Source organism: Pseudomonas sp. MG-9 (assembly GCF_018729515.1).
Classification (GTDB): Bacteria; Pseudomonadota; Gammaproteobacteria; order Pseudomonadales; family Pseudomonadaceae; genus Aquipseudomonas; species Aquipseudomonas serboccidentalis.
In genome coordinates this window covers 955090-979686 of record NZ_JAHHZH010000001.1, presented here as the reverse complement: position 1 = coordinate 979686, position 24597 = coordinate 955090, and the positions used below count along the sequence as shown (strand labels likewise).

The following is a 24597-nucleotide window of genomic DNA, read 5'->3' as shown; positions in this document are numbered from 1 at the left end:
CGTCAAGCCTTGACCCAGCGCTGCCGACTCCACGCACTCAGCGAATCCACGCCCAACACCAGAATCAGCATCGCCAGAATCACCGTGCTCGCCTGCGCCTCCTGAAACAGGCTCAGGCTGACATACAGCATCTGCCCCAGCCCGCCAGCGCCGACGAAGCCCAGCACGCTGGCCATGCGGATGTTGTTTTCCCAGCGGTACAGACAGTAGGCGAGTAACTGCGGGGCGAGGTTGGGCAGGGTGCCGTAGCAGAACGCCAGAACCGGATTGCCGCCCTGCAAACGGATCGCTTCGGCAGGCTCCGGTGGGGTGTTTTCCAGCGCTTCGGCGAACAATCGGCCGAGCACGCCGGTGGTGTGCAGGGCCAGCGCCAGGGTGCCGGCATTCGGGCCGAGGCCGGCGGCGAGCACCATCAGCGCCGCCCACACCAGCTCCGGAATCGCCCGCAGACCGTTGAGCAACAACCGCGAGGCGCTTTGCAGCGGCCAGCCGAAACGCCCGGCGGCCGGTAGCGCGAGCAAAATGCCGAACACCGCCGCGAGCAGGGTGCCGAGGGCCGACATGGCGAGGGTTTCCATTGCGCCTTTGGCAATCGCTTGCAGGTGTGTGGCGCTCAGATCCGGGCTGAGAAAGCGCTGCGCGTAGGCGCCCATCTGCTTGAGGCTGGCGCTGCTGCCCAGGTCACTCAGGTCGAGTTGCAGATAGCCGAACGAGGCGATGACGGCGACGCCGATACCGACGATCAGCAACAGATTGATCAGGCGGTTCATGTCAGCCTCCAGCGCAGCAGGCGGCTGAGTTGATCGGCGCCGAGCACCAGGATCAGGAAGGTCAGCAACATGCTCGCCACTTCACCGCTGGCGAACATGCGCAGCGACAGGTCGATCTGCTGCCCGAGACCTCCAGCCCCGACAAACCCCATCACTACCGACGCACGAATCGCGCACTCCCAGCGATAGACCGTGTACGACAGCAGCTCCGCCGCGACATTCGGCACAATCCCGTAGGCAAAACCTGCGAGCCGTCCGCTGCCGGCCTGCATCAGGGCATGCGCCGGACGCTGGTCGGTGGACTCGAAAATTTCCGCGTAGACCTTGCCGAGCATGCCGCTGTAGGTGATGGCGATCGCCAGCACACCCGCTGCCGGGCCGAGGCCCACAGCGCGCACGAACAGTAGCGCCCAGACGATTTCCGGCACGCTGCGCAGGAAGATCAGCAGCCCGCGCACCGGCCAGCGCAACAAGCGCCCGACCCGGCTCGGAATGCCGCCGCGCGACGCCGCCGACAGCGACAGCGCGCGACTGGCAATCAGGCTGGTCGGCACCGCCAGCAGCAAAGCCAAGGCCATACCGGCGGTGGCGATGGCCAGGGTTTGCAGGGTGGCTTTAAGCAGCAGCTGGAGAAAATCGGCGTCGTGGGCCGGTGGCCAGAAGCCGGCGATGAAGCGGCCCATTTCCGTCTGGCTGTCGCTGTGCAGCAGCACGCCCAGATCCAGTTCGCTGAGCTGAATGCCCGGCCACAGCAAGGCGATCGCCAACAAGGTCAGCAGCAGTCGCGGCGCGCTAGCCGGGTCTCGTGAATCGGCCCTCAGCATCGCGGAATCTGCACGATCAGTGGCGCACTCGGTGTCGTCGGGCTTTCCAGTTGTTCGTTGGCGTACAGCGTGTCGAGCATGTCGCGGCTGACCTGTTCGGCAGGGCTGTCGAAGAGGATCTGGCCGTCGCGCAAACCGATGATGCGCGGGAAATGCGCCAGCGCCAGTTCCACCGCGTGCAGGCTCGCCACCAGCGTCACGCGATGCGCCCGGGCATGCTGCGAGAGGATCGACAGGGTGTGCCCGGCCAGTACCGGGTCCATCGCAGAAACGGGTTCGTCCGCCAGCAGAATCTCCGGCGCCTGATACAGCACCCGGGCAATGCCCACGCGCTGCAATTGACCGCCGGACAGTTGCTGACAGTGGGCGAACAGTTTGTCGCCCAGATCCAGTCGTGCGAGTGCCGCGCGGGCACCGGGAATGTCCAGCGGATGCAGCAGATTCAACAGGCTCTTGCCCAGGCTCCATTGCCCGAGCTTGCCGGCCAGCACCGCCGTCACCACGCGTTGGCGCGGCGGCAGCGGTGGTGCCTGATGGACCAGACCGATACGCGCGCGCAGGCGTTGGCGCTGGTGGGCGGAGAGGTGCCAGGGGCGTTCGCCCAGCACCTCGATATCGCCGCTGCTGGGGCGTATAGCCGTGGCCAGCAGGTTCAACAGACTCGACTTGCCGGCCCCGGACGGACCGATGATCGCCACCTGTTCACCGGCACCAATCTGCAGGTCGACGCCGCGTAGCGCATCGACCCCGTTGGTGTGGTGCAGGCGGCCTTGTGTGAGGCTCAGGGTCATTTCAACAGATCGGCGGCGCGAGCAGCTTCCTCGATGCCCTTGTAGTTCTCGGGCTTGGTGTCGATGAAACGGCTGGCCGCCTGCAGATCAAGAATCTTCTTCTGCTCAGGGTTGGCCGGGTCGAGGTCGAGGAAGGCTTTTTTGATCTTCGCTGCCAGCGCCGGGTCGAGGGTGCCGCGTACGGTCCAGTTGTAATCGAAGTAGGCCGGGGTGGTGGCGAACACATGAACCTTGCTGGTGTCGACCTTGCCGGCGTCCACCAGTTTCTGCCAGACGCTGGCGTTCAGCACACCGGCATCGACCTTGCCGGCCTGGACCCAGGCGACGGTGGCGTCATGGGCGCCGGAATAGGCGACACGACTGAAATAGGCTTCAGGTTTGATGTTGTCGTTTTTCAGCATGAAGTAACGCGGCATCAGGCTGCCGGAGGTGGACGACACCGAGCCGAAGGCAAAGGTCTTGCCCTTGAGGTCGGCCAGGCTCTTCACGTTCGGGTCGGCGGTGATGAACTTGCTGGTGAACTGCGCATCCTGCTCGCGCTGCACCAGCGGGATCACCGGAGTCTTGCCTTCGCCCTGAGTCTTCAACTGCGCCTGAACAAAGGTGAAACCACCCAGCCAGGCCATGTCGAGGCGATCGGTCGCCAATGCCTCGACCACCGCCGGATAGTCGGCCACCGGCACGAACTGCACTTTCATGCCCAACTGTTGCTCCAGATAAGCACCCAGCGGTTCGAACTTGCGCAGCAACTCGGTCGGTGCTTCATCGGGAATCGCGCTGACCCGCAGCACATCGGCGGCGTGCGTCACCAGAGCGGAAAAAGACAGGGCCAGGCCAGCGGTCAGTGCGAGGGTGCGTTTGAGCATGGAAATCTCCGTTTCATGAGCGTCGCATTCTAAGCGCCACGGGGCGAGGTGTCGCGCCCGTGCGCTCAATCAGGTTAGACGAAACGGCGAGGTTATACGCAGCCGGGCAGTTAAAGGCCAGCGGTGGTCTCTTGCGATGTTTTACCCCAGGTTACGATCAGGTTTTTTCCGGCAATCTGGCGATCACCTTGATCTCGAAGCGAAAGCCCGCCAGCCAGGTCACGCCCACCGCGGTAATCGTCGGATAGGGCGCCTGGCCCCAGAACTCTGGCACCACTTCCCAGATGGTTTCGAACGTCGCTTGCGGATCGACCATGAACACGGTCACGTCCACCGCATCATCGAAGCTGCAACCGGCGGCATCGAGGATTGCATTCAGGTTGTTGAAGGCCAGGCGCACCTGACTCTGCAGGTCCGGCTCGGGTGAGCCGTCTTCAAGGCTGCCGACTTGCCCCGAGACGAACAGGAAACCGTTGGAGCGAATCGCCGGCGAGTAGCGATGGCGCTCGTACAGGGCATGGCGGGCGGGTGGGAAAACGGCATCACGTTGGGTCATGGCTGTGTCTCCATCATTGTTTGAGTGTTGACGATGGAGCGACTGTAGGGGCTTGCGCAGCGCCGATAAACGCGCAACCTTGGCGTTCACTGTTTGCAGATTCCAAACAATCGGAGGTCGAAAAGTGGACCGTTTCGATGCAATGCAGGCGTTCGCCCGGGTGGTCGAGGCGGGCAGCTTCACCAAAGCCGCCGAGACCTTGCACATGAGCAAGACCACCGTGACCCAACTCGTCCAGCAACTGGAAGCCCGGCTGCGGGTCAAGTTGCTCAATCGCACCACACGCAAGGTCAACGTCACCGCCGATGGCGCGATTTACTACGAGCGGGTAATTCGCTTGCTGGCCGATCTGGACGATGCCGAGACGGGCTTGTCCGGCGCCTCGGCGTTACCCCGGGGGCGCTTGCGGGTGGATGTGCCGAGTCCGCTGGCGAGGCTGATTCTGATGCCAGCGCTGCCGGACTTTCACCAGCGCTATCCGGACATTCAGATCGACATGGGCGTCAGCGATCGCATCGTCGACATCATCGATGAGAACGTCGATTGCGTGGTGCGCGGCGGCGAGTTGCTGGATCAGTCGCTGATGGCCCGGCGGGTGGCCGATCTGCAGCTCGGGGTATTCGCTGCGCCGAGTTATCTGGCCCGCGTCGGCACGCCTGTGCACCCGCAGGAGCTGGAAGATTCCGATCATCGGGTGGTCGGTTTTATCTGGGCGCGTACCGGCAAACCGGTGCCTTACACCTTGCACAGGGGCGGCGAACACCTGCAGATCAAGGGGCGCCACGTGCTGGCAGTAGATGACGGCAATGCCTATCTCGCGGCAGGGCTGGCCGGCATGGGCGTGCTGTGGTTGCCCAAATACATGTCGGACTCACATCAGGCTCGGGGCGAGTTGGTGCCGCTGTTCGAGGACTGGCAACTGGAACCGATGCCACTCTACGTGGCGTACCCGCCGAACCGGCATGTCAGCCTGAAACTGCGGGTGTTCATCGACTGGATCGTCGAGTTGATGGCGCAACATGCGCCGGTCATTGCTCGCCGAGGTGAGTGATCAGCCGCAAGCGTGATTGACTCTTTGGCCCATCGCGCCAACTATCGGCGGATAACAACATGACCGATGGGCCAGACCTTGATCGAACGACGTCAATTCAGCGGAGGCATGAAGGGCAAAAACCTCCGCTATCTGAATGAACAATCTGCAGATTCGCACCTCACCCGCACCGGTTTCCTGCTGCTGGAACACTTTTCATTACCGGCCTTCACCCAGGCGCTGGACACCATCATCACCGCCAACCTGTTGCGCGCCGGGCTGTTTGCCTCGCGCACGTTCGGCTTGGGTGAGGAGGAAGTGATCAGCGATCTGGGCCTGGTCATTCGCCCCGACGCACGGATTGATCCGGCCAGCCTCGCCGAACTGGATTTGCTGGTGGTGTGTGGCGGTTACCGAACCGAGCTGAAGGCGAGCGAGGAGTTGATCAGTCTGCTGCGCGCGGCCACGGAGCGCGGGGTGAGTCTGGCCGGTTTGTGGAACGGGGCTTGGTTTCTCGGGCGCGCCGGCTTGCTCGATGGTTATCGTTGCGCGATTCACCCGGAACACCGTCCCGCGCTCACGGAGATTGCCAAGTCCACTCAGGTCAGCAGCGAACCTTATGTGATCGATCGCGACCGGCTCACGGCGTCCAGTCCGTCCGGGGCTTTCCACATGGCGCTGGACTGGATCAAGAGCCTGCACGGCAAGGCGCTGGTCGAAGGCATCGAGGACATTCTGGCGTTCGAGGAATCGCGCTATCGGCGGATCAAGCCGGACGAAAACCTCTGCGTCAGCGCGCCGTTGCGCGAGGTGGTCAAACTGATGGACGCCAACCTCGAAGAACCGCTAGAGCTGGAGCAACTGGCGGTGTACGCCGGCCGCTCGCGGCGGCAACTGGAGCGTCTGTTCAAGGAGCAACTGGGCACCACACCGCAGCGTTATTACCTGGAACTGCGCATCACCGAAGCCCGGCGTCTGTTGCAGCACACCGAGCTGTCGCAGATGGAAGTGCTGGTGGCCTGCGGTTTTGTCTCGCCGAGCCACTTCAGCAAATGCTACAGCGCGTTTTTCGGCTATCGACCGTCCAAGGAAAAACGCCTGGTCAAATAGCCCGAGCCATTGTCTGCCGGTGGCTTCAGAGGTGGTCGGCGTCGATCACCGCCTGAGCGAACGCCTGTGGATTTTCCTGCGGCAGGTTGTGGCCGATGCCACCGTTGATCAGCCGGAACTGATACTTGCCGGTGAAGCGCTTGGCGTAATCCTCGGGCGCCGGGTGCGGCGCGCCGTTGGCGTCGCCCTCAAGGGTGATGGTCGGCACGTTGATCGACGGTGCGCCGGCGAGTTTCTGCTCAAGCGCCGCGTACTGCGCTTCGCCCTGCACCAGGCCCAGACGCCAGCGGTAGTTGAACACGGTGATCTCGACGTGATCGGGGTTTTCCAGGGCCTTGGCGCTGCGCTCGAACGTGGCGTCATCGAACGCCCATTTCGGCGAGGCGAGCTGCCAGATCAATTTGGCGAAGTCGTGGGTGTTTTTCCGGTAGCCCTCGCGGCCACGCTCGGTGGCGAAGTAGAACTGATACCACCACTGCAACTCGGCCTTGGGTGGTAACGGGGTCTGGCCGGCGGCCTGATTGCCGATCAGGTAGCCGCTGACCGACACCAGCGCCTTGACCCGCTCCGGCCACAGGGCAGAGACGATGTCTGCCGAGCGTGCGCCCCAGTCGTAGCCGCCGAGCACAGCCTGCTTGATGTTCAGGGCATCCATGAAGTCGATCACGTCGCTGGCCAGCGCTGCGGGTTGGCCGTTGCGCAGGGTCTTGTCCGAAAGGAAATGCGTGTCGCCATAACCCCGGGCATACGGCATCAACACCCGATAGCCCTTGGCGGCGAGCAACGGCGCCACCGCGTCATAACTGTGAATGTCGTAAGGCCAGCCGTGCAGCAGAATCACCACCGGACCTTGCGCAGGGCCGGTTTCGGCGTACGCCACGTCCAACAAGCCGGCCTTCACGTGCTTGAGTGGGCCGAACGGCGAGGGCGCGGAGTAGGTGATGGCCTGGTCACTGGATTCAGGTTGTGCGGCGGTGGCCGCCTGTATCTGAGCGACTGCAGCCGCGCCAAACAGTGTGAGGGCCAGGATCGAATGTCTAGGGGTTTTAGCGGTTTTGCGGTTCTTCTCAACGATCTTCATGGTGATGTCTCCTTGGCAAGCCTTTGTGGCGGGAGGTTCTGCAACCCGTGCAGGCATTTGAGCGCCTTGACGTATCTGGCCCATGTCGAAAAAACGCCGAGACTCAAGCACGTGTATCGCTGAGGCGTCTGTACACACTGTGATACACAGCCGATCCGGTGGCGGCGTTGCTTTGTACGGCTGTGTATCCAGCCGTGCGTGCGACACACGCCGAGACTAAACGCCCACCTCCTGACACATCGCCGCTACACGCCGCACGCACAGTCGTGGCCTTCACACCACGACTGTCGAGAGGGCACTCCCATGCAACGCACACTGATTCTGGCCACCGTGGCCGCACTGGTTTCATTCACCGGCCTGGCGCAGGCCGCGGACGCTCAGGCCATGAGCTGGCAGCAAGGCCTAAGCCGTACCGACCTGATCCGTCAGGACCTGGGCGCGGCGGATCGCGAAGTGATACAGGCGCGTATCGATTTCGAACCGGGGGTGACTGCGCCACGGCATGCACATCCGGGTGTCGAGGTGGCGTACGTGATCAGCGGAACCCTGGAATACCAGCTCGAGGGCCGGCCAGCGGTGACCCTAAAGGCCGGGGATTCGCTGTTCATCCCGGCAGGCGTTGCCCATGTGGCGAGAAACGTCGGCAGCGACAAGGGCGTCGAACTGGCGACCTATGTCGTGAACAAGGGCGAGTCGTTGTTGCAGTTGAAGCCATGACCGGCCTATCTGGCCCGCAGCAATTTGCGGTAATCCACCGGTGAGATCCCGCGTGCCTGGCGGAAGGAATGGCTGAAAGAACTGGCCTGCGAGTAACCCAGCATCAGGGCGATGTTCATGATGCTGGTATCGGTGCGACGCAGGTAATGGTCGGCCAGTTCCATGCGCATGGTTTCCAGCACCTGATTGAAGTTTTCCCCTTCAGCCGCGAGTTTGCGCTGCAAGGTGCGCGGCGAAATCGCCAATTGCCGGGCCAGGCTTTTCAGGCTGAAATCGCCGGTCGGCAGTTGTTCGGTGAGCAGGGCGCGCAATCGGTCGGTCACCGAAAATGCCGGGTACGACAGACACAACTGCCAGTCGGCTTCCAGCAGCATGCTGCGATGCATGCGCGGGTCGGCGCCCTGGATTCGCGTCGAGAGTGCCGACTCGGCAAACACCAGCGCATTGCTGCCGGCCTCGAACTGCACCGGACAGCCAAAAAAGCGCTCGTACAGTGCCGGTTCGCCGATCGCGGCATGCATCATTCGCACTTCCAGCAGCGGTGGGTGGCTGGCGATCAACCAGCGCCCGAACGCGGCCCAGCCGACCATCAAGGCTTCCTGGTGCAGGGCGCAGTAAGGTTCCAGTTCATTGGTGCGCTGATCTTCGAGGGTCACGCGGCCGTCGCCGATGACGATCCGTGTCTGGCTGGACGGGCTGTCGTAAACGATCTTGCCGAAACGCAGAATCATGTTCAGCGAGTCACCCAGCGTCGCGCTGGTCATCAGTACATAACCCAACACACCGTAGGTGCCTGGGCGCGCGGCGGCGCCGACCAGCAGGCCGAAATGCCCCTGGTCGCTGCTGCGCGCCGCCAGTTCCAGCAGGGCACGCAGTTGCTTCATGGGGATGCGCACGATGGAGTCGGACAACTGCTCGCGTGACAGTCCGGTCTGGTGCAACAGCCACTCGCCATCGCAGCCGTGTTGTTCGGCGACATCAAGGACGTGGTTAACGAAGGCAGCGCTGGAAGTGGCGGGTCGCATGGGGGGAGGGGAAGTCCGGTAATCCGGTGATCTTGCTTTTCCGAAAGATGAAGAGAGCGACGTCGCCAAGGCGCGCGGCGTCAATAGACCCTACATGCGCCCGATGACCGGAATGCCGGTGCCGGTGACCGCCGAAGCTTGTTCCGAGATCAGAAACAGAATGACCGCCGCCAACTGGGCCGGCGTTACCCAACGCTGATGCTCGGCGTTGGGCATGGCTTCACGGTTTTGCGGGGTGTCGAGAATGCTGGGCAGCACGGCATTGACGGTGATGCTCATGTCCTTGAGCTCTTCGGCCAGGCTTTCGGTCAGGCGCAGCACGCTGGATTTCGACGCGGCGTAGGCGCCCATGCCCAGCCCGGCCTTCGCCGCCATGCTCGCACCGATATTGACGATGCGCCCCGCCGAGGACTGCAGCAGTAACGGCAGCAAGGTTTTGCTGGCGTTCAATGCGGTTCGAAGATTCAGCGTGTAGAGCCGATCCCAGGCGTCTATCGTCCCGCCGAGCAACGGCTCCCACGCATAGCCGCCGGCGCCATTGACCAGCGCATCGAGGCGGCCGAAATAGCGGTTGATCTGCCGGGCGATCTCCTGGCAATCGGCAAGGGAGGCCAGATCCACGCCAGACAGGACCAGTCGATTGTGCGAACTGGGCAGCGCAATTGTCGCCTGATCGATCAGCACCAGATCTGCGCCCTGGGCCGCGGCCATGTCCGCCAGGGTCTCGCCGAGATTCCCCAGGGCGCCGGTAATCGCCACAACGCGCCGTGAGAGTGACTGAGTCATCAAGAGTCCTTTCCTTTTTAAGGGCGCATACTCTAATGATATCGGCCGCCCATGGCATGCTTTTGGATGTCAACTTGTTGTGCAAAAGTGCCAATTTTTTATGCTTGAAGAAACCTGCGCAAAGGGTCGTTAAACAGGCGTCAGAAAGTTGGCTTTTGAGGGGCGCCGAGACCTCGGAAAATGCCGTTTCATAGCCAAGGAGCGGAATCTGCCGATAGCAACAACCCGGAGAGCGCCGACAGCTCGTTTGGCGGTCAAGGCGCAAGGAATATGCAGCCCGAGAACCCGTCAAGCGTTCGGCCGGGTATCTGGGGACAAGTAGTTTTGTTCGAGGATGCGTGACTGTATTCAGTGTCAGTCACACGTTGTCAGCCCACGAGAGGGTGAGTAAGCTGCTCTCATGAATCAGCCATCTATCACTTCATCTGCGCCCAGCACTCGTGGCCCCGCCGATCATGACATTCGCGATCAGATTGTCGCGGCTGCCAACGAGCATTTCAGCCAGTATGGCTACGGTAAAACCACGGTTTCCGATCTGGCCAGGGCCATCGGTTTTTCCAAGGCGTACATCTATAAATTCTTTGATTCCAAACAGGCGATCGGCGAAGCGATCTGTTCAAACTGTCTGGGGCAAATCGTTGCAGCAGTCGAACTGGCGGTTAACGCAGAGGCGATTTCACCGACCGAGCGTTTGCGCAGACTGGTGAAAACCGTGATTGCTACGGGTGTGAACCTGTTCTTCAATGATCGCAAGCTCTACGACATCGCGGCATTTTCCGCGTCGGAGCGCTGGCCCAGTGCCCAGGTTTATGAGGAACAGATCAAGCGCTTTATCTTCGATATCGTGCGTGAAGGGCGAGAGCTTGGAGAGTTCGAGCGCAAGACCCCACTGGACGAAACCGTCGAAGCGATCCATCTGGCCCTGCGTCCCTTCGTCAACCCGTTGCTGCTGCAGCACAATCTGGATTTTATTGACGTAGCGCCCACGCTGACCTCCAACCTTATCTTGCGCAGCCTCATGCCTTGACCCGGCGCTGACCCAATATTCAGCTGATTCGAGTCAAGCCGACATCCCTTTCATTCGTCTCCTGTTCCCGGCACCTTCGTGCCGGGAGGGCATTCAATTTAGCTGTTTGTGACCATTGACTGAAATGGTCACTTGGATAATATGGCTTCGCTGCAGTTTTCGATGTTCTTTTTCAGCGACCCATAGAGTCCAGACAATGAAAAAAATAACGCTCAAGAGTCCCGTTGGCCTGGCCGTCGTGCTGGCGTCCTCCAATGTGTTGGCCGGTGGCTTTGCACTCAACGAACAAAGCATCAGCGGGATGGGCTCCGGTTTCGCCGGTCGATCTTCATCTGCCGAAGACGCCAGTACGGTCTTCGGTAATCCGGCGGGTATGGCGCGGCTTAAACGAGAGCAGGCCAGCGTGGGGGCGGCGACGCTGTTCGCCAAGTCTGACATCAGCCAGACACGCAGTACGTTTGGGGGGAAGGAAGACGGCGACATGGTTCCCACCACCACTGTACCGATGGGGTATTACGTCAAACCCATCGACGAGCATTGGGCATTCGGCGTCGGGTTTTATGTGCCTTTCGGGCTGATCACCGACTACGGCAGTGGTTTTGCCGGGCGCTATTACGCCAACAAGAGTGAAGTCACCACGCTGACCTTCCAACCCACTATCAGCTACGCCTTCAACGAAAAAGTCTCGATCGGATTCGGGCCGACCATCAACCGTATCGGCGGAGAGATATCGGGCATGGTGCCCAACCCGCTAAGCCCGGGGCGTAATGACGGCAAGCTCAAAAGCACGGGCGATGACACCGCGCTGGGCTTCAACGCCGGCGTGCTGGTGCAGGCGACCGATCAGACCCGCCTGGGCCTGACGTATCACTCCAAAGTCAGTTACCACCTGGATGCCAAAACCAAGGTCACCGATGGCATCTTCAGCGTGCTGGGTGTCAGCGGCCGTAGCTACGACGCATCGCTGGATGTGGACACGCCGGAGTCGGTGGACTTTTCGGTGACGCATCAACTCAATAACGACTGGACACTCTACGCGGGCAGTACCTGGACGCGCTGGAGCCGCTTCAAGGAGCTGACGATTGAGAACAGCGGCTTGCCGCCATTACTCAGCGGCCAATTGGGAACGATCAGCGAAGAGCAGAACTGGCATGACACGTGGGCTCACGCGATCGGGGCGGCCTATCAATTGAATGACCAGTGGGTGCTGCGTGGCGGGTTTTCGGTGGATCAGTCACCCACCAACAATACCAATCGCGGGCCGCGCATTCCTACGGGCGACCGTAAGGTTGTCAGCTTCGGTGCCGGCTGGACGCCCGTGGACAATGTCACGATCGATCTCGCGTATTCCTATCTGTGGGAAGAGAGCGTACAGATCAACGACACCTCGGCCACCCGAGGTGCGTACAGTGCCAAGTACAAGAACAGTGCCAGCGGCTTCGGTACTTCGGTGAGCTACCGCTTCTAGTTGAGCGCTGTTAAGCGGGTCGGGAGTACGCGTGGCTCCCGACTCTCAGTAACCTGGTCTGAAAACGATCTGGCGTTGCTGTTCAGCGCGCCGCTACAGACCGCGACTCTTCGGGTTGCCAGCCACCCCCCAGCGATTTGAATACCGCCACCGCCGCGCGGGCCGATTCCGTTCGGGCCTGCGCTCTGGCATCGGAGGTCTGCAGCAACGTCTCGTCGGCGTGCAGGACATCGATCAGGCTGGCCGTGCCTTTTTCATAGGCGGTGAACGAGGACTGGCGAGCTTGTGTCAGCGCCACCTCGCCACCGGTGAGGGTGGTGGTCTGGGCTTGGCGATTCACCAGTGAGGACAGCGCGTTCTCTACATCTTCTGTTGCGCGCAGCACCGACTGACGGTACGCGGCCAACGCCTCAGCTTCCTGACCTTTGGCCTGATCGATCTGGGCGTTGATGCGTCCAAAGTCGAAAAGCCTCCAGCGCAGGCCGAGGACACCGCTCGACTGGCTCGCGCCGTTTGTAAAAAGATTACCGCCGGATACAGCCGTCGCGCTGCCCAGCAATGCGCTGAGGGAAAACTTCGGGTAGTACTCGGCAATCGCTTCACCGATGCGCGCGTTGGAGGCTGCAAGACGGCGCTCGGCCACGATCAGATCCGGTCTGCGTCGCAACAGTTCGGCCGGTGTTCCCAGCGCATTTAATGGCGGCGCAACAGGAATGCTTCCCTCACGTGCCAGTTGCGTACGGTGCATGCCGGGAGGCGTGCCGAGCAGCACATCCATTGCGTTCATGGCTGCCTCCAGACCGCTCTGCAGTACCGGAACGCTCGCCTGGACCTGCGACAGTTCTCCCTCAGCCTGACGAACCTGGTAGGTCGCGGCCAGGCCTTTGCTGTAAAGCAACTGGACCTTCTCCAGCAACGCGCGCCGGGTGTTGACTTGCTGGTTGGCAATATCCAGCCGTGCCTGTAATCCGCGCAGGGTGATGTAGATATCAGCCGTTTGCGCAGCGATCGCCAGGCGTGTCGCCGTGAAACCTGCGGCTGAGGCCTGGTATTCAGCCAGTGCAGCCTCACGCCCTCGGCGCAGTCCGCCAAACACATCGATCTCCCAGCCAGCCTCAAGGTTGACCTCGTAGGCATTTCCGTAACGGTCATAGCCAGGCGTTGAATTCAACACTTGGCCCAGTGGCGTCTCGACTGACTGATAAGCGCGTGCGGCCTGTGCGCCGATGTCTGCCGAGGGCAGCAGTGCTGCGTTTGCCGCACCCAGTCCGGCCCGTGCCTGGGTGACTCGCGCCGATGCCTGCGCCAGGTCCAGATTCTGCTGCAGTGCCTGGGTGATGAGGGTGGTCAGCACCGGATCATTAAAGTTTTCCCACCAGGCGACAAGGCTGCTCGGCGTCGATTCGGAGTGCGGTTCGACAGCTCGCTGCCCCAGGTAATGGTCCGAAAGCGGGGCGTCTGGACGCTGGTAATCCGGACCCACCGCACAACCTGCCATCAAGCCGGCGGTAACCAAAAGAGCAATTGGGCGGAGGGGAGGCATTGGAGTTCCTTAGTGGGATGTTTGTGACCATATTACGCAATGGTCACTTTATGTCAATTGACCCTGTTCGCGCTGATTGGAATGATCCTTAATGGATGCTGGAAATATTGAGCGATGTTCCTAAAGCGCAAAACACTTCACTGCTTGTGACTATTGACGATACTGGTCACTAGGCTGAGAATATGATGCTCATCCTATTTCAGTAAGGGAACCTATGCGCCGGCTCCGACCTTTTCCCATTGCCGCATGCCTGTTGCCTCTCGCCCTGGCGGCGTGCGGTGATTCCTCCACCGTTGCAGACCCGCGTACGCAGGCGCCTTTGGTCAGGACCACTGCTGTTCAGGCTTCGTCTGACGGTGCTCGGTCTTTCACCGGCGTGGTGGCTGCGCGCGTCCAGGGTGACCTGGGGTTCCGCGTATCGGGCAAGGTGCTCGAGCGATTGGTTGATACGGGGCAGACCGTCAAGCGTGGTCAGCTGCTGATGCGTCTCGACCCCATCGACCTCGGGCTGCAAGCGCGAGCACAGCAGGAGTCAGTCATCGCCGCTCGAGCCCGTGCCAGGCAGACAGCCGATGACGAGGCCCGCTATCGCGATCTGGTTGCCGCCGGCGCTATTTCGGCATCGGCCTACGATCAGATCAAAGCGGCCGCAGACACGGCCAAGGCGCAGCTCAGCGCCGCTGAAGCGCAAGCGGACGTCGCCCGCAATGCCTCGGGTTATGCGGTGTTGGTCGCCGATGCTGACGGTGTTGTGGTGGAAACACTCGCCGAGCCAGGGCAGGTCGTCAGCCCGGGCCAACCGGTGGTTCGTCTGGCGCGGGCAGGGCAGCGCGAGGCCATCGTGCACCTGCCCGAGACCGTGCGTCCCGCAGCAGGATCCACCGCGCAAGCCACGCTCTATGGCGACGTCTCGGGTGCCGTGACAGCAAAACTGCGGTTGCTGTCGGACTCGGCAGACCGTACGACGCGCACGTTTGAGGCGCGGTATGTACTGGAGGGCGCATTGGCCAATGCACCGATCGGTTCGACCGTCACCCTCAGTATCGCCGAGGGCTCCGCACCCGTGGTGTCGTTGCGAGTGCCCATCGCTGCGGTTTACGACCCGGGTAAAGGTCCTGGCGTGTGGGTCATCGCCGGCACACCGCCAACAGTGACCTGGCGACGGGTTCAGGTGCTGGGGTTGAGCGACGATTCGGCGCGAGTGGTCGGCGATCTCAACGTCGGCGAGCAGATTGTCGCGCTGGGCGCTCATCTGTTGCGCGAAGGGGAGACCGTGAGAATGCCTGCGCAGAGTGAAGCGACGGTTGCCGGGAGTCGTCCATGAACGAGGGACGATTCAACATTTCCGCCATCGCCGTTCGCGAGCGAGCGATCACGGTCTTTCTGATTTTTCTGATCGCCGTTGCCGGCATCTTGTCGTTCTTCCAGTTGGGGCGTGCCGAAGATCCTCCGTTTACGGTCAAGCAGTTGACCGTCATTACCGCGTGGCCGGGAGCGACTGCGCAGGAGATGCAGGATCAGGTCGCGGAGCCACTGGAAAAACGCCTGCAAGAACTCAAGTGGTACGACCGCTCGGAAACCTATACGCGGCCAGGGCTGGCTTTCACCATGGTCTCGTTGCTCGATAGCACGCCCCCATCGCAAGTGCAGGAGGAGTTCTATCAGGCGCGTAAAAAACTCGACGATGAAGCCATCAAGTTGCCGGCGGGCGTCATCGGGCCGATGGTCAACGATGAATATTCGGACGTGACCTTTGCGCTGTTCGCCCTCAAAGCCAAAGGCGAGCCGCAGCGCCTGCTGGTACGCGATGCGGAGTCCATGCGACAGCGCCTGTTGCATGTGCCGGGGGTGAAGAAGGTCAACATCATCGGCGAGCAAGCCGAACGGATATTTGTTTCGTTCTCGCATGACCGGTTGGCGACCTTGGGCTTGTCACCGCAGGATATCTTCGCCGCGCTGAACAGTCAGAACGTACTGACCCCGGCCGGATCAATCGACACCAGCGGGCCACAGGTTTTTCTGCGTCTCGATGGCGCGTTCGACACACTGCAGAAAATTCGCGACACCCCTGTGATCGTGCAGGGGCGGACACTCAAGCTCTCGGATGTGGCGACGGTCGAACGCGGTTACGAAGACCCGGCCACCTTTCGGGTGCGCAATAACGGCGAAGATGCGCTGTTGCTGGGCGTTGTGATGCGCGAGGGCTGGAACGGTCTTGATCTTGGCAAGGCGCTGGATGCAGAGACCGTCAGGATCAATGAGGAAATGCCCTTGGGCATGAGCCTCTCCAAGGTCACCGACCAGGCGGTGAATATCGACTCGGCCGTCGGCGAGTTCATGGTCAAGTTCTTTGTCGCGCTGCTGGTGGTCATGCTGGTCTGCTTTCTGAGTATGGGCTGGCGTGTCGGCGTCGTGGTTGCTGCGGCCGTGCCGTTGACCCTGGCGATCGTGTTTGTGGTGATGGCGGCCACCGGCAAGAATTTCGACCGTATCACCCTCGGGTCATTGATCCTGGCGCTCGGGCTGTTGGTCGATGACGCCATCATTGCCATTGAAATGATGGTGGTGAAAATGGAGGAGGGCTACGATCGCATCAAGGCTTCGGCCTATGCGTGGAGTCATACGGCGGCGCCGATGCTGTCCGGTACCCTGGTGACGGCGATCGGTTTTCTGCCGAACGGTTTCGCTCAGTCCACTGCCGGCGAATACACCAGCAACATGTTCTGGATCGTGGGTATTGCCCTGATCGCTTCCTGGGTCGTCGCGGTGGCTTTCACGCCGTATCTGGGCGTGAAATTGTTGCCAGACATCAAGACCGTCGAAGGTGGGCATGCGGCTATCTACGACACGCCGCGCTACAACCGTTTCCGCCGGATTCTGACAGGGGTCATTGCCCGCAAATGGCTGGTCGCAGGCACGGTTGTCATGCTGTTCCTGGTGGCGGTTCCAGGCATGGGCCTGGTGAAGAAGCAGTTCTTCCCGACCTCTGACCGGCCCGAGGTGATGATCGAGGTGCAAATGCCCTACGGCACTTCCATCGAGCAGACCAGTGCCACGGCTGCCAAGGTTGAGGCCTGGCTGCACCAGCAGGAAGAGGCAAAAATCGTCACGGCCTATATCGGCCAGGGGGCACCACGATTCTTCCTGGCGATGGCGCCGGAACTGCCCGATCCGTCATTCGCCAAGATCGTGGTGCTGACCGACAGTCAGGAAGCACGGGAAACCCTCAAGGTCCGTTTTCGTCAAGCCGTTGCCGAAGGGCTCGCCCCGGAAGCTCGCCTCAGGGCCTCGCAAATCGTGTTCGGTCCTTACTCGCCATTTCCGGTGGCCTACCGGGTGATGGGGCCTGATCCGGCGAAATTGCGCGATATCGCCGAGCAGGTGAGGGGCGTGATGCAGGATAGCCCCATGATGAGAACCGTGAACACCGACTGGGGCCCGCTGACTCCGGCGTTGCATTTCAGCCTCGATCAGGATCGCTTGCAGGCGGTGGGGCTGACATCGAATGCGGTTGCACAGCAATTGCAGTTCCTGCTGAACGGAGTACCGATCACGGCGGTGCGTGAGGATATTCGTTCAGTGCAGGTCGTGGGGCGGGCAGCGGGCGATATCCGGCTCGACCCCGAGCAGATCAGAGGCTTCACGTTAGTCGGCGCGTCGGGCCAGCGTATCCCGTTGTCGCAGATAGGCGAGGTCGATGTACGCATGGAGGATCCGATCCTGCGCCGGCGTGATCGCACCCCGACCATCACGGTGCGTGGCGACATTGCCGAAGGCTTGCAGCCACCGGATGTGTCGAGTGTGATCCTCAAGCAGTTGCAGCCGATCATCGAGCAACTGCCTTCCGGTTACCGGATTGAGCAGGCGGGCGCCATCGAGGAGTCCGGCAAGGCGGGCAAGGCGATTCTGCCACTGCTGCCGATCATGATCGCCATGACCCTGATCATCATCATTGTGCAGGTTCGTTCGATCTCGGCGATGATCATGGTGTTCCTCACCTCGCCGTTAGGCTTGATTGGTGTGGTGCCGACGCTGCTCATCTTCAATCAGCCGTTTGGCATCAATGCGCTGGTCGGTTTGATTGCACTGTCGGGGATCCTGATGCGCAATACGCTGATTCTGATCGGGCAGATTCATCACAACACGCAAGAAGGGCTGGACCCGTTTCACGCGGTTGTCGAAGCCACGGTGCAACGTGCCCGACCGGTGCTGTTAACGGCGATGGCGGCGATCCTGGCCTTTATTCCCCTGACACACTCGGTGTTCTGGGGGACGCTGGCCTATACCCTTATCGGCGGCACGTTCGTCGGAACCATCATGACGCTGGTGTTCCTGCCAGCGATGTACTCGATCTGGTTCAAGATTCGTCCTGACGATAATGGGCAGATCGAAACAGTCAGCCCGGCTTAGATCCAGACGCCTGAAATCGAGGCCTGCTCCGGCAGGCCTCTTTGCCCTTCGCGGGTACAGCCTGCGTCCGTTGCCTCGGTATTCCCGGGCAAATCAAATCCTGAAAGCCTGGCGATAGTTTGGGCTGGCATGCTTGTCATCGTTTCGCCCGGTGCGAATCCTCTCTCTTGAAGTCTCTGACGCGTCTCGTCTGGACGAGGCGCTGCGCAGCAGAAATGTACTTTAGTCCGCCACATAATCTGTTGCTGCAGCGATTCACCGCTGCTTGTATCCTTGCTCACGACAAGGACAGGCGGCTGCAGCCATTGAGTCGACCCATTAGTCGCTGGAACGGAAAACCGGACTTTCCCAAAGGTAGTAATGTGAAGCGTGACACCCATCTGGTAGTACTTTTGTTGTTGGTGATCGGCTGTTCCCTGGCGTCACTGACGGTCTGGAAAGTATTGGCCTCTCGTGAACGGGCACTGGAGGAAGTCAACGTCCATGGCTTGAACCTGACTCAGGCGCTTGCGACGTACTCCGAAGGCATCGTCCGGCAAAGTTCGTTGCTGTTGCTCGGCCTCGTCGAACGTCTGGAAACCGAAGGCAGTGGTCCGGCGCAGATCGAGCGGCTGAGTGCTCTGATCAACCGTCAGGAACCGTTGATGCCACAGCTCAGTGGCATCACCATCTACGATAATCAGGGGCGCTGGCTGATGTCTTCCAACCAGCCGATTCCCGCCGGGGCGAACAGCCGTGACCGGGTCTATTTCATTCATCATCGCGACGATCCCTCCCGCGAGACCTTTATCGGTCCACCGATTCAGAGCCGCTCCAATCAGGAATGGGTGATCACCGTCAGCCGCCGTTTCAATGGTCCCGGTGGCGAGTTTGCCGGCGTGGTGGCGGTTACCCTGGGGGTCGAAAACTTCCTGCGCCTGTTTGGCCAGATCGACGTTGGGCAGGAGGGCGCCATCGGCTTGTCCTATACCGATGGTACGTTGCTGGTGCGCTATCCGTTCCGCGAGCAGGACATGGGGCGCAACTTTTCCAAATCGCCGATCTATGCCAAGTACCTCGTCGATCGTTCAGTCGGCACGGCGTCGTATACCTCCAGCCTGGATGGCGTCGAGCGGCTCTACGCCTTCCGCAAGAGCGATCGGCTGCCATTGATCACCACCGTCGCCCTTGGCAAGCACGAAGCGCTCGCGGCGTGGCGCATGGAGGCATGGCTGTCGGCGGTGGTGGTGACCGGGCTGCTGGGGCTGACGGGCCTGATCGGCTGGTTCCTGATCCTGGATATCCGTCGGCGCACCAAGGCAGAGGATCAGTTGCGCGGGACGCAGCAGCAGTTGCTGTCATCCAATCGCCAGCTTGAGTTACTGGCGATGAAAGACGCCCTGACGGGGCTGGCCAATCGGCGCTGCTTTGACGAGAGCCTCGCGATGGAAGCCCGGCGGGCAAAACGTGACCGCACGACGCTGGCGTTGCTGATGATCGATATCGACTACTTCAAGCTGTACAACGACTCGTTCGGGCATGTCGCCGGCGATGCCTGTCTGCAAGCCGTGGGCAAAATCCTCGAGGCCTGCGTGCGACGCCCGTCGGATCTGGTGGCGCGTTATGGTGGCGAGGAGATGGGCGTGATCATGCCGGACACCGACGGGGACGGCGCTGCGGTGGTGGCGCAGCTCATCCTTGACCGCCTGCAGCAAGAGAACATCCCGCACCACGCCAGCCCGTTCGGACGACTGAGTGTGAGCATCGGGATCGCGACGGCCACGGGGTCGCAACTGGAACATCTGCAAGGGCTGATCGAGGTGGCAGACCAGGCGCTGTACAACGCCAAGGCGCTGGGGCGTAACCAGTTTGTGAAGGGGCATGGGTGAGCTGCGTTTTCGGCGCGCCTGGATGCGTTTGCACTGCACGCTGGGTTCATCGAAACCCGGCGTAGTCATTTGATCGTGACAACCACCTTGCCCTTGGCCCGTCCCTGTTCGACGTACTTCAGCGCCTCTGCCGTTGCCTCAAAAGTGAAGGCGCGATCAATCACCGGTTTGATGATGCCGGCCTCGACGAGTGCGCTGATTTGTTGCAGTTGTGCGCCGTTGGCACGCATGAACACAAACCTGTAACTGACGTCCTGCTTGCGTGCCTTGCGCCGTATACCGAGGCTCAGCAAGCGCATGACTTGCTGCAACGGCCAGGACAAACCCTGCTCCTGGGCGAATTGCGCGGTGGGCGGCCCGGAGATGGAAATCAGCTGGCCACCGGGCTTGAGCACCTTGAGTGATTTTTCCAGGACATCGGCGCCGAGGCTGTTCAACACCACGTCGTAGCCGTGCAAGACACTTTCGAAGTTCTGCCGGGTGTAGTCGATCACCTGATCGGCCCCCAACGCTTTGACCCATTCGACATTCGCGGTACTGGTGGTGGTCGCGACAAAGGCGCCAAGGTGTTTGGCGAGCTGAATGGCAACGGTGCCGACGCCACCGGAGCCGGCATGAATCAGCACTTTCTGGCCCTTTTGCAGTCGGGCGGTGTCGACCAGCACTTGCCAGGCCGTCAATGCCACCAAGGGCAGGGAAGCGGCTTGCGCCATGCTGGTATTGGCCGGTTTCAGGGCGATCGCGTTTTCGTTCACGGCGATCAACTCAGCGAACGTACCGATCCGCGTTTCTGGCGGGCGGGCGTACACCGCGTCTCCCGCTTTGAAGCGTGTCACCTGCGAGCCCACCGCAATCACCACGCCTGCCAGGTCGTTACCCATGATCAGCGGAAACGAGTAGGGCAGGATCAGCTTGAATTCGCCTTTGCTGATCTTCGAGTCCAGCACGTTGACGCTGCTGGCATGGATCTCGATCAAGACGTCGTGGGCACCCACGACGGGGGCGGGCGCTTCGCCGATGCGTCCGGGGTGCTTGCCATAGCGATCAATCAGAAAGGCTTTCATCGGGGTGCGGCTCTTGTCGGTTGTAAGGAGGGTAGCCGGTGCGTGGTCAGGCATCGAGAAACGCCTGGGCCTTGGCCACAAAATCAGTGTGATGCTGGAAAATGCCGCCGTGCCCGGCGTCCTCATAAATCACCAGCTCTGCGTTGGGGATACGCTTGGCCAGCTCAAACGAATTGACGCTGGGCACCATGATGTCGGTGTCGCCGTTGACGATCAGCGTCGGCGCGCGCAAACGCCCGAGGTCTTGCGGCGCCTGCTGGCCCCACGCGGTGATGGCTTTCAACTGCCGCAGGAACGCGCGGGGCGTCGGGCCTTTGTCGCGATTGTTTTTGCGTGCTTTCAGGCGTTGCAGATACTGCGAAGCGGCTCGACGACCGTTGAGCGTCGAAGTAAAGAACAGGTAGAACTTGGGATCGCGCAGGGTCAGCAAGCCTTTGAGAATCAATGGCCACGACACCGGGCCGACCTTGTCGATACCGCTGCCGCCGGCCGGCCCGGTGCCGGTGAGAATCAAACGCCGCACCCGATCAGGTGCTTTCAGGGCGATGTCCTGAGCGACGAAGCCGCCGAGGGAGAAACCGAGCACATCAACGGTTACCAGCCCCAGCGCCTGGATCAACCGGATGGCATCGTCAGCCATTTCACCGACGGTCAGTGGAGCGGTGCCACCCGAGCCGCCGATGCCGCGATAGTCGGTGATGATGACGCGCCGGGTTTGCGCCAGATGATCGATGATTACGGGGTCGAAGTTGTCCAGTACGGCGCCCCAATGGTTGAACAGCACAAGGGGCACGCCGGTTGCGGGGCCGCTGTCGCGATAGGCAAAGCGAACACCGTTGACCGTGATCGACTGGTTCGCCGCGTTGATGAACGACCTCGACGAAGCCGAGGGGGGATTTGTCTGCATTGAATTCATGTCTACTCCGGACAGCGGCCGGATTCGATGCCGTATCTTCCTGCATCGAATCCGTCGCGAATGCTCGCTACTGAAAGATCACGGTTGGCTCTGGTAGCGCTCGGCAACCGCCGACTGGCGGATCTGCTGCAGCAGGCCCTGACGTGCAGTCTGCAGGCCATCCCAGCGTTCAGCTTCGTGCAGCGGCGGAATGGTCACCGGTTCGCGACGATCGAAACCGACCAGTGCAGCGTCTACCAGATCGCCCACTTCCATGATTTCGCTCAGGGTGTTGATGTCGACGCCGGAGCGATCCCAGATTTCCGTGCGGGTGGTGGCCGGCAACACGGCCTGCACGTAGACGCCCTGAGGCGAGAGCTCCAGGCTCAGGCCCTGGGAAAGGAACAGCACAAAGGCCTTGGTCGCACCGTAGACCGTCATGCCGAACTCCGGCGCCAGGCCCACCACCGAACCGATGTTGATGATCGCACCGTCGCCGGCTTTGGCCAGGCGCGGGGCGATGGCGCTGGCGAGCCGCACCAGCGCCGTGGTGTTGAGGGCAACCAGTTGCGCAACGCTGTCGGTACTTTGATCGATGAAGTTGCCGGACAGCGCGGCGCCGGCGTTATTGACGAGGATGCCGATACGGGCGTCGTCGCGCAGGCGGGATTCGACGCTTGTCAGATCGCCGGGTTGGGTCAGGTCCGCCGCAATGACATCGACGGCGACGCCGTGTTCGCTGCGCAAGCGCGCGGCCAGTGCGTCCAGGCGAGCCTGATCGCGGGCGACCAGGACCAGATCGTGACCGCGTTGCGCGAAGCGCTCGGCGTAGACCGCGCCAATGCCGGTGGAGGCGCCAGTGACAAGAACAGTAGGGCGAGTGCTCATGGGGTATCTCTTTTTCAGGGTGTGAGAAATAGAAAGCGTTCAGCTTGCGCTGGCGCTCGATTCAGCCAATGTCGGGTAGTCGATGTAGCCTGCTGCACCGCCGCCATAGAGGGTGGCGGGATTGAACGCGGACAGCGGCGCGCCACGCTTGAGGCGCTCCACCAGATCCGGGTTGCCAATGAACGGGCGACCGAAGGCGATCAGGTCGGCCTGGTCGTCAGCGAGCCTTGCAGTCGCCAGGTCCAGGTCATAGCCGTTGTTGGCGATGTAGGTGTTTTTGAAGCGCTGGCGCAGGGCGCCGAAATCGAAGGGCGCCACGTCACGCGGGCCACCGGTCGCACCTTCGACCATGTGCAGGTAAACCACGCCGAGGGCGTCGAGTTGCTCGACGACGTAATCGAATTGCGCCTGCGGATCACTGCTGGATACGCCATTGGCCGGCGACACCGGAGACAGGCGCACACCGGTGCGATCCGCGCCGATTTCATTGATCACGGCCGCCGTCACTTCGAGCAACAGACGCGCACGATTTTCAATCGAGCCGCCGTAAGCATCGGTACGCAGATTGGCGCTGTCCTTGAGGAACTGATCCAGCAAATAGCCGTTCGCGCCATGAATCTCCACGCCATCGAACCCGGCAGCGACCGCGTTGGCCGCAGCCTGGCGGAAATCGGCGACGATCCCCGGCAGTTCGCTGATGTCCAGTGCGCGCGGCTCGGAGACGTCTTCAAAGCGATTGTTGACGAACACTTTGGTGGCGGCACGCAGCGCAGAAGGGGCCACGGGGGCGGCGCCGTTTTCTTGTAGATCAACGTGTGACACGCGGCCGACATGCCACAGTTGCAGGAAGATTTTTCCGCCCTTGGCATGCACGGCATCGGTCACTGCACGCCAGCCGTCAATCTGCGCCTGCGTGTAGATCCCCGGGGTGTCCTGGTAACCCTGGCCCTGTCGGGAAATCTGGGTGGCTTCGCTGATCAGCAAGCCGGCGCTGGCGCGTTGGCTGTAGTAGGTGGCCGCGAATTCGCTGGGGACAAAGCCCTGGCCTGCGCGGTTGCGTGTCAGCGGTGCGAGAACGACGCGGTTCGACAGCGTGAGGCTGCCGAGCGAGTAAGAGGTGAACAAAGTCTGCTGGGTCATCTGATGAATCTTCCGTGCCCGTTGATGGAGATCGGTGATGCGTGCAATTAGGATGATGATCGAAATCTAAACTGTCAATGGTTTTGATTATGGACAACATCTATGTATCATCGAACGCAGGATTTCCCGGTAAACACGAGGTATTGCACGTGAGAGTGACCAAGGCCCAGGCGCAGGCCAATCGAGAACACATCGTTGAGACGGCCTCTGAGATGTTCCGTGAACGTGGCTTTGACGGCGTCGGTGTGGCGGATCTCATGGCGGCCGCCGGCTTCACCCACGGAGGCTTCTACAAACACTTCGGGTCGAAGGCCGATCTCATGGCCGAAGCCTCGGCCTGCAGTCTTGCCAAATCGCTGAACGCCGCCCAAGCGCTGGATGTGCCGGGTTTCCTCAACGTCTATCTGACGAGGGAACATCGGGACGGTCGCGGCTGCGGATGCACCCTGGCCGCGTTGGGCGGCGACGCAGCGCGTCAGTCGGACGAAGTGAAAGCGACGTTTGCCGAGGGCATTGAGCACACCCTGCAAACCCTGGGAGACAAATACCCGACGGGGCCGGATGCCGAAGCGGGTGAGGGGCGAAGGAAGATGATCGACCTGCTGGCACGGGCGGTCGGCGCGATTATCCTGTCGCGCGCCTGCCCGGATGATTCCGCGCTGGCGGACGAGATTCTTGAGGTGTGCCGCGCGCAGATGCTGGCTTCATTGCCGGCCGATGACGTCGACGCGCAGTAGC

General features: G+C 61.4%; 22 protein-coding genes. 9 read left to right on the top strand and 13 right to left on the bottom strand.

Annotated features, from left to right (window positions below):
- Window positions 1–2 precede the first annotated feature (2 nt).
- The 5 genes from phnE to KKQ10_RS04420 all read right to left on the bottom strand — a co-directional run bounded on the left by phnE (window position 3) and on the right by KKQ10_RS04420 (window position 3807).
- Window positions 3–770, bottom strand: a complete 768-nt coding sequence (gene phnE / locus KKQ10_RS04440) for a phosphonate ABC transporter, permease protein PhnE (RefSeq protein WP_215500337.1) — start codon at window positions 768–770, stop codon at window positions 3–5.
- Complete coding sequence (locus KKQ10_RS04435) at window positions 767–1594, bottom strand: PhnE/PtxC family ABC transporter permease (protein ID WP_215500336.1); 828 nt, start codon at window positions 1592–1594, stop codon at window positions 767–769. Before KKQ10_RS04435 ends, phnE begins: the two co-directional genes overlap by 4 nt.
- On the bottom strand, window positions 1588–2385 hold the full coding sequence (locus KKQ10_RS04430; protein ID WP_215500335.1) for a phosphonate ABC transporter ATP-binding protein: 798 nt from the start codon (window positions 2383–2385) through the stop codon (window positions 1588–1590). The genes KKQ10_RS04435 and KKQ10_RS04430 overlap by 7 nt, the downstream gene beginning before the upstream one ends.
- On the bottom strand, window positions 2382–3251 hold the full coding sequence (locus KKQ10_RS04425; protein ID WP_127646803.1) for a putative selenate ABC transporter substrate-binding protein: 870 nt from the start codon (window positions 3249–3251) through the stop codon (window positions 2382–2384). The genes KKQ10_RS04430 and KKQ10_RS04425 overlap by 4 nt, the downstream gene beginning before the upstream one ends.
- A 157-nt stretch (window positions 3252–3408) precedes the next feature.
- Window positions 3409–3807 carry a RidA family protein gene (locus tag KKQ10_RS04420; RefSeq protein WP_215500334.1) on the bottom strand — a complete coding sequence of 133 codons (399 nt, stop codon included), beginning with the start codon at window positions 3805–3807 and terminating at the stop codon, window positions 3409–3411.
- Window positions 3808–3931: 124 nt separating this feature from the next.
- Here KKQ10_RS04420 and KKQ10_RS04415 point away from each other — a divergent pair, with 124 nt between their 5' ends.
- Window positions 3932–4858, top strand: coding sequence for a LysR family transcriptional regulator (locus tag KKQ10_RS04415; RefSeq protein WP_215500333.1), 927 nt, complete (start codon window positions 3932–3934; stop codon window positions 4856–4858).
- Window positions 4859–4924: 66 nt separating this feature from the next.
- The gene (souR, locus tag KKQ10_RS04410; RefSeq protein ID WP_215500332.1) at window positions 4925–5947 is read left to right on the top strand and encodes a transcriptional regulator SouR; all 1023 of its coding nucleotides are present in this window, start codon (window positions 4925–4927) and stop codon (window positions 5945–5947) included.
- Window positions 5948–5972: 25 nt separating this feature from the next.
- Here the strand turns inward: souR and KKQ10_RS04405 are convergent, their stop codons facing one another.
- On the bottom strand, window positions 5973–7028 hold the full coding sequence (locus KKQ10_RS04405) for an alpha/beta fold hydrolase (RefSeq protein ID WP_215500331.1): 1056 nt from the start codon (window positions 7026–7028) through the stop codon (window positions 5973–5975).
- A 303-nt stretch (window positions 7029–7331) separates the two neighbouring features.
- On the opposite strand from KKQ10_RS04405, the gene KKQ10_RS04400 reads away from it, so the two are divergent.
- Window positions 7332–7745: a cupin domain-containing protein gene (locus tag KKQ10_RS04400; RefSeq protein WP_215500330.1), complete on the top strand. Its 414-nt coding sequence runs from the start codon at window positions 7332–7334 to the stop codon at window positions 7743–7745.
- Between the two features lie 5 nt (window positions 7746–7750).
- Here KKQ10_RS04400 and KKQ10_RS04395 read toward each other — a convergent pair whose 3' ends face one another.
- Both KKQ10_RS04395 and KKQ10_RS04390 read right to left on the bottom strand, forming a co-directional pair.
- Entirely contained in the window at window positions 7751–8770 is a 1020-nt protein-coding gene (locus tag KKQ10_RS04395) for an AraC family transcriptional regulator (protein WP_215500329.1), read from the bottom strand.
- A 90-nt stretch (window positions 8771–8860) separates the two neighbouring features.
- Entirely contained in the window at window positions 8861–9556 is a 696-nt protein-coding gene (locus KKQ10_RS04390) for an SDR family NAD(P)-dependent oxidoreductase (RefSeq protein ID WP_215500328.1), read from the bottom strand.
- Window positions 9557–9956: 400 nt separating this feature from the next.
- Here KKQ10_RS04390 and KKQ10_RS04385 point away from each other — a divergent pair, with 400 nt between their 5' ends.
- Both KKQ10_RS04385 and KKQ10_RS04380 read left to right on the top strand, forming a co-directional pair.
- Entirely contained in the window at window positions 9957–10583 is a 627-nt protein-coding gene (locus KKQ10_RS04385; protein ID WP_127646819.1) for a TetR/AcrR family transcriptional regulator, read from the top strand.
- Between the two features lie 196 nt (window positions 10584–10779).
- Window positions 10780–12051: an OmpP1/FadL family transporter gene (locus KKQ10_RS04380; protein ID WP_127646821.1), complete on the top strand. Its 1272-nt coding sequence runs from the start codon at window positions 10780–10782 to the stop codon at window positions 12049–12051.
- 82 nt (window positions 12052–12133) lie between these two features.
- On the opposite strand, the gene KKQ10_RS04375 is transcribed toward KKQ10_RS04380, so the two are convergent.
- Entirely contained in the window at window positions 12134–13594 is a 1461-nt protein-coding gene (locus tag KKQ10_RS04375; protein ID WP_215500327.1) for an efflux transporter outer membrane subunit, read from the bottom strand.
- A 214-nt stretch (window positions 13595–13808) separates the two neighbouring features.
- Here KKQ10_RS04375 and KKQ10_RS04370 point away from each other — a divergent pair, with 214 nt between their 5' ends.
- The 3 genes from KKQ10_RS04370 to KKQ10_RS04360 all read left to right on the top strand — a co-directional run bounded on the left by KKQ10_RS04370 (window position 13809) and on the right by KKQ10_RS04360 (window position 19872).
- Window positions 13809–14918 (top strand): efflux RND transporter periplasmic adaptor subunit, encoded by a 1110-nt coding sequence (locus KKQ10_RS04370; RefSeq protein WP_215500326.1) that lies wholly within the window; start codon window positions 13809–13811, stop codon window positions 14916–14918.
- Window positions 14915–18004: an efflux RND transporter permease subunit gene (locus tag KKQ10_RS04365; protein ID WP_215500325.1), complete on the top strand. Its 3090-nt coding sequence runs from the start codon at window positions 14915–14917 to the stop codon at window positions 18002–18004. Before KKQ10_RS04370 ends, KKQ10_RS04365 begins: the two co-directional genes overlap by 4 nt.
- A gap of 362 nt (window positions 18005–18366) precedes the next feature.
- Window positions 18367–19872: a sensor domain-containing diguanylate cyclase gene (locus KKQ10_RS04360; RefSeq protein ID WP_215500324.1), complete on the top strand. Its 1506-nt coding sequence runs from the start codon at window positions 18367–18369 to the stop codon at window positions 19870–19872.
- Window positions 19873–19937: 65 nt separating this feature from the next.
- Here KKQ10_RS04360 and KKQ10_RS04355 read toward each other — a convergent pair whose 3' ends face one another.
- The 4 genes from KKQ10_RS04355 to KKQ10_RS04340 all read right to left on the bottom strand — a co-directional run bounded on the left by KKQ10_RS04355 (window position 19938) and on the right by KKQ10_RS04340 (window position 23859).
- Window positions 19938–20936 carry an NADP-dependent oxidoreductase gene (locus tag KKQ10_RS04355; RefSeq protein WP_215500323.1) on the bottom strand — a complete coding sequence of 333 codons (999 nt, stop codon included), beginning with the start codon at window positions 20934–20936 and terminating at the stop codon, window positions 19938–19940.
- 46 nt (window positions 20937–20982) lie between these two features.
- Window positions 20983–21852: an alpha/beta fold hydrolase gene (locus tag KKQ10_RS04350; protein ID WP_215500322.1), complete on the bottom strand. Its 870-nt coding sequence runs from the start codon at window positions 21850–21852 to the stop codon at window positions 20983–20985.
- 78 nt (window positions 21853–21930) lie between these two features.
- A complete protein-coding gene (locus tag KKQ10_RS04345) occupies window positions 21931–22719 on the bottom strand; it encodes an SDR family NAD(P)-dependent oxidoreductase (RefSeq protein WP_215500321.1) in 789 nt (262 codons plus the stop codon).
- A gap of 39 nt (window positions 22720–22758) precedes the next feature.
- Entirely contained in the window at window positions 22759–23859 is a 1101-nt protein-coding gene (locus KKQ10_RS04340) for an alkene reductase (protein ID WP_215500320.1), read from the bottom strand.
- A gap of 149 nt (window positions 23860–24008) precedes the next feature.
- On the opposite strand from KKQ10_RS04340, the gene KKQ10_RS04335 reads away from it, so the two are divergent.
- Entirely contained in the window at window positions 24009–24596 is a 588-nt protein-coding gene (locus tag KKQ10_RS04335; RefSeq protein ID WP_215500392.1) for a TetR/AcrR family transcriptional regulator, read from the top strand.
- The last annotated feature ends 1 nt before the right edge of the window (window position 24597 follow it).

Bases quoted from the DNA above. Each gene is read 5' to 3' on its own strand.
- KKQ10_RS04345 (WP_215500321.1), bottom strand. From the start codon at position 22,719: ATGAGCACTCGCCCTACTGTTCTTGTCACTGGCGCCTCCACCGGCATT.
- KKQ10_RS04380 (WP_127646821.1), top strand. From the start codon at position 10,780: ATGAAAAAAATAACGCTCAAGAGTCCCGTTGGCCTGGCCGTCGTGCTG.
- KKQ10_RS04420 (WP_215500334.1), bottom strand. From the start codon at position 3,807: ATGACCCAACGTGATGCCGTTTTCCCACCCGCCCGCCATGCCCTGTAC.
- KKQ10_RS04340 (WP_215500320.1), bottom strand. From the start codon at position 23,859: ATGACCCAGCAGACTTTGTTCACCTCTTACTCGCTCGGCAGCCTCACG.
- KKQ10_RS04355 (WP_215500323.1), bottom strand. From the start codon at position 20,936: ATGAAAGCCTTTCTGATTGATCGCTATGGCAAGCACCCCGGACGCATC.
- souR (WP_215500332.1), top strand. From the start codon at position 4,925: ATGGGCCAGACCTTGATCGAACGACGTCAATTCAGCGGAGGCATGAAG.
- KKQ10_RS04435 (WP_215500336.1), bottom strand. From the start codon at position 1,594: ATGCTGAGGGCCGATTCACGAGACCCGGCTAGCGCGCCGCGACTGCTG.
- KKQ10_RS04430 (WP_215500335.1), bottom strand. From the start codon at position 2,385: ATGACCCTGAGCCTCACACAAGGCCGCCTGCACCACACCAACGGGGTC.
- KKQ10_RS04350 (WP_215500322.1), bottom strand. From the start codon at position 21,852: ATGAATTCAATGCAGACAAATCCCCCCTCGGCTTCGTCGAGGTCGTTC.
- KKQ10_RS04425 (WP_127646803.1), bottom strand. From the start codon at position 3,251: ATGCTCAAACGCACCCTCGCACTGACCGCTGGCCTGGCCCTGTCTTTT.
- KKQ10_RS04385 (WP_127646819.1), top strand. From the start codon at position 9,957: ATGAATCAGCCATCTATCACTTCATCTGCGCCCAGCACTCGTGGCCCC.
- KKQ10_RS04400 (WP_215500330.1), top strand. From the start codon at position 7,332: ATGCAACGCACACTGATTCTGGCCACCGTGGCCGCACTGGTTTCATTC.
- phnE (WP_215500337.1), bottom strand. From the start codon at position 770: ATGAACCGCCTGATCAATCTGTTGCTGATCGTCGGTATCGGCGTCGCC.
- KKQ10_RS04370 (WP_215500326.1), top strand. From the start codon at position 13,809: ATGCGCCGGCTCCGACCTTTTCCCATTGCCGCATGCCTGTTGCCTCTC.
- KKQ10_RS04365 (WP_215500325.1), top strand. From the start codon at position 14,915: ATGAACGAGGGACGATTCAACATTTCCGCCATCGCCGTTCGCGAGCGA.
- KKQ10_RS04390 (WP_215500328.1), bottom strand. From the start codon at position 9,556: ATGACTCAGTCACTCTCACGGCGCGTTGTGGCGATTACCGGCGCCCTG.
- KKQ10_RS04375 (WP_215500327.1), bottom strand. From the start codon at position 13,594: ATGCCTCCCCTCCGCCCAATTGCTCTTTTGGTTACCGCCGGCTTGATG.
- KKQ10_RS04405 (WP_215500331.1), bottom strand. From the start codon at position 7,028: ATGAAGATCGTTGAGAAGAACCGCAAAACCGCTAAAACCCCTAGACAT.
- KKQ10_RS04395 (WP_215500329.1), bottom strand. From the start codon at position 8,770: ATGCGACCCGCCACTTCCAGCGCTGCCTTCGTTAACCACGTCCTTGAT.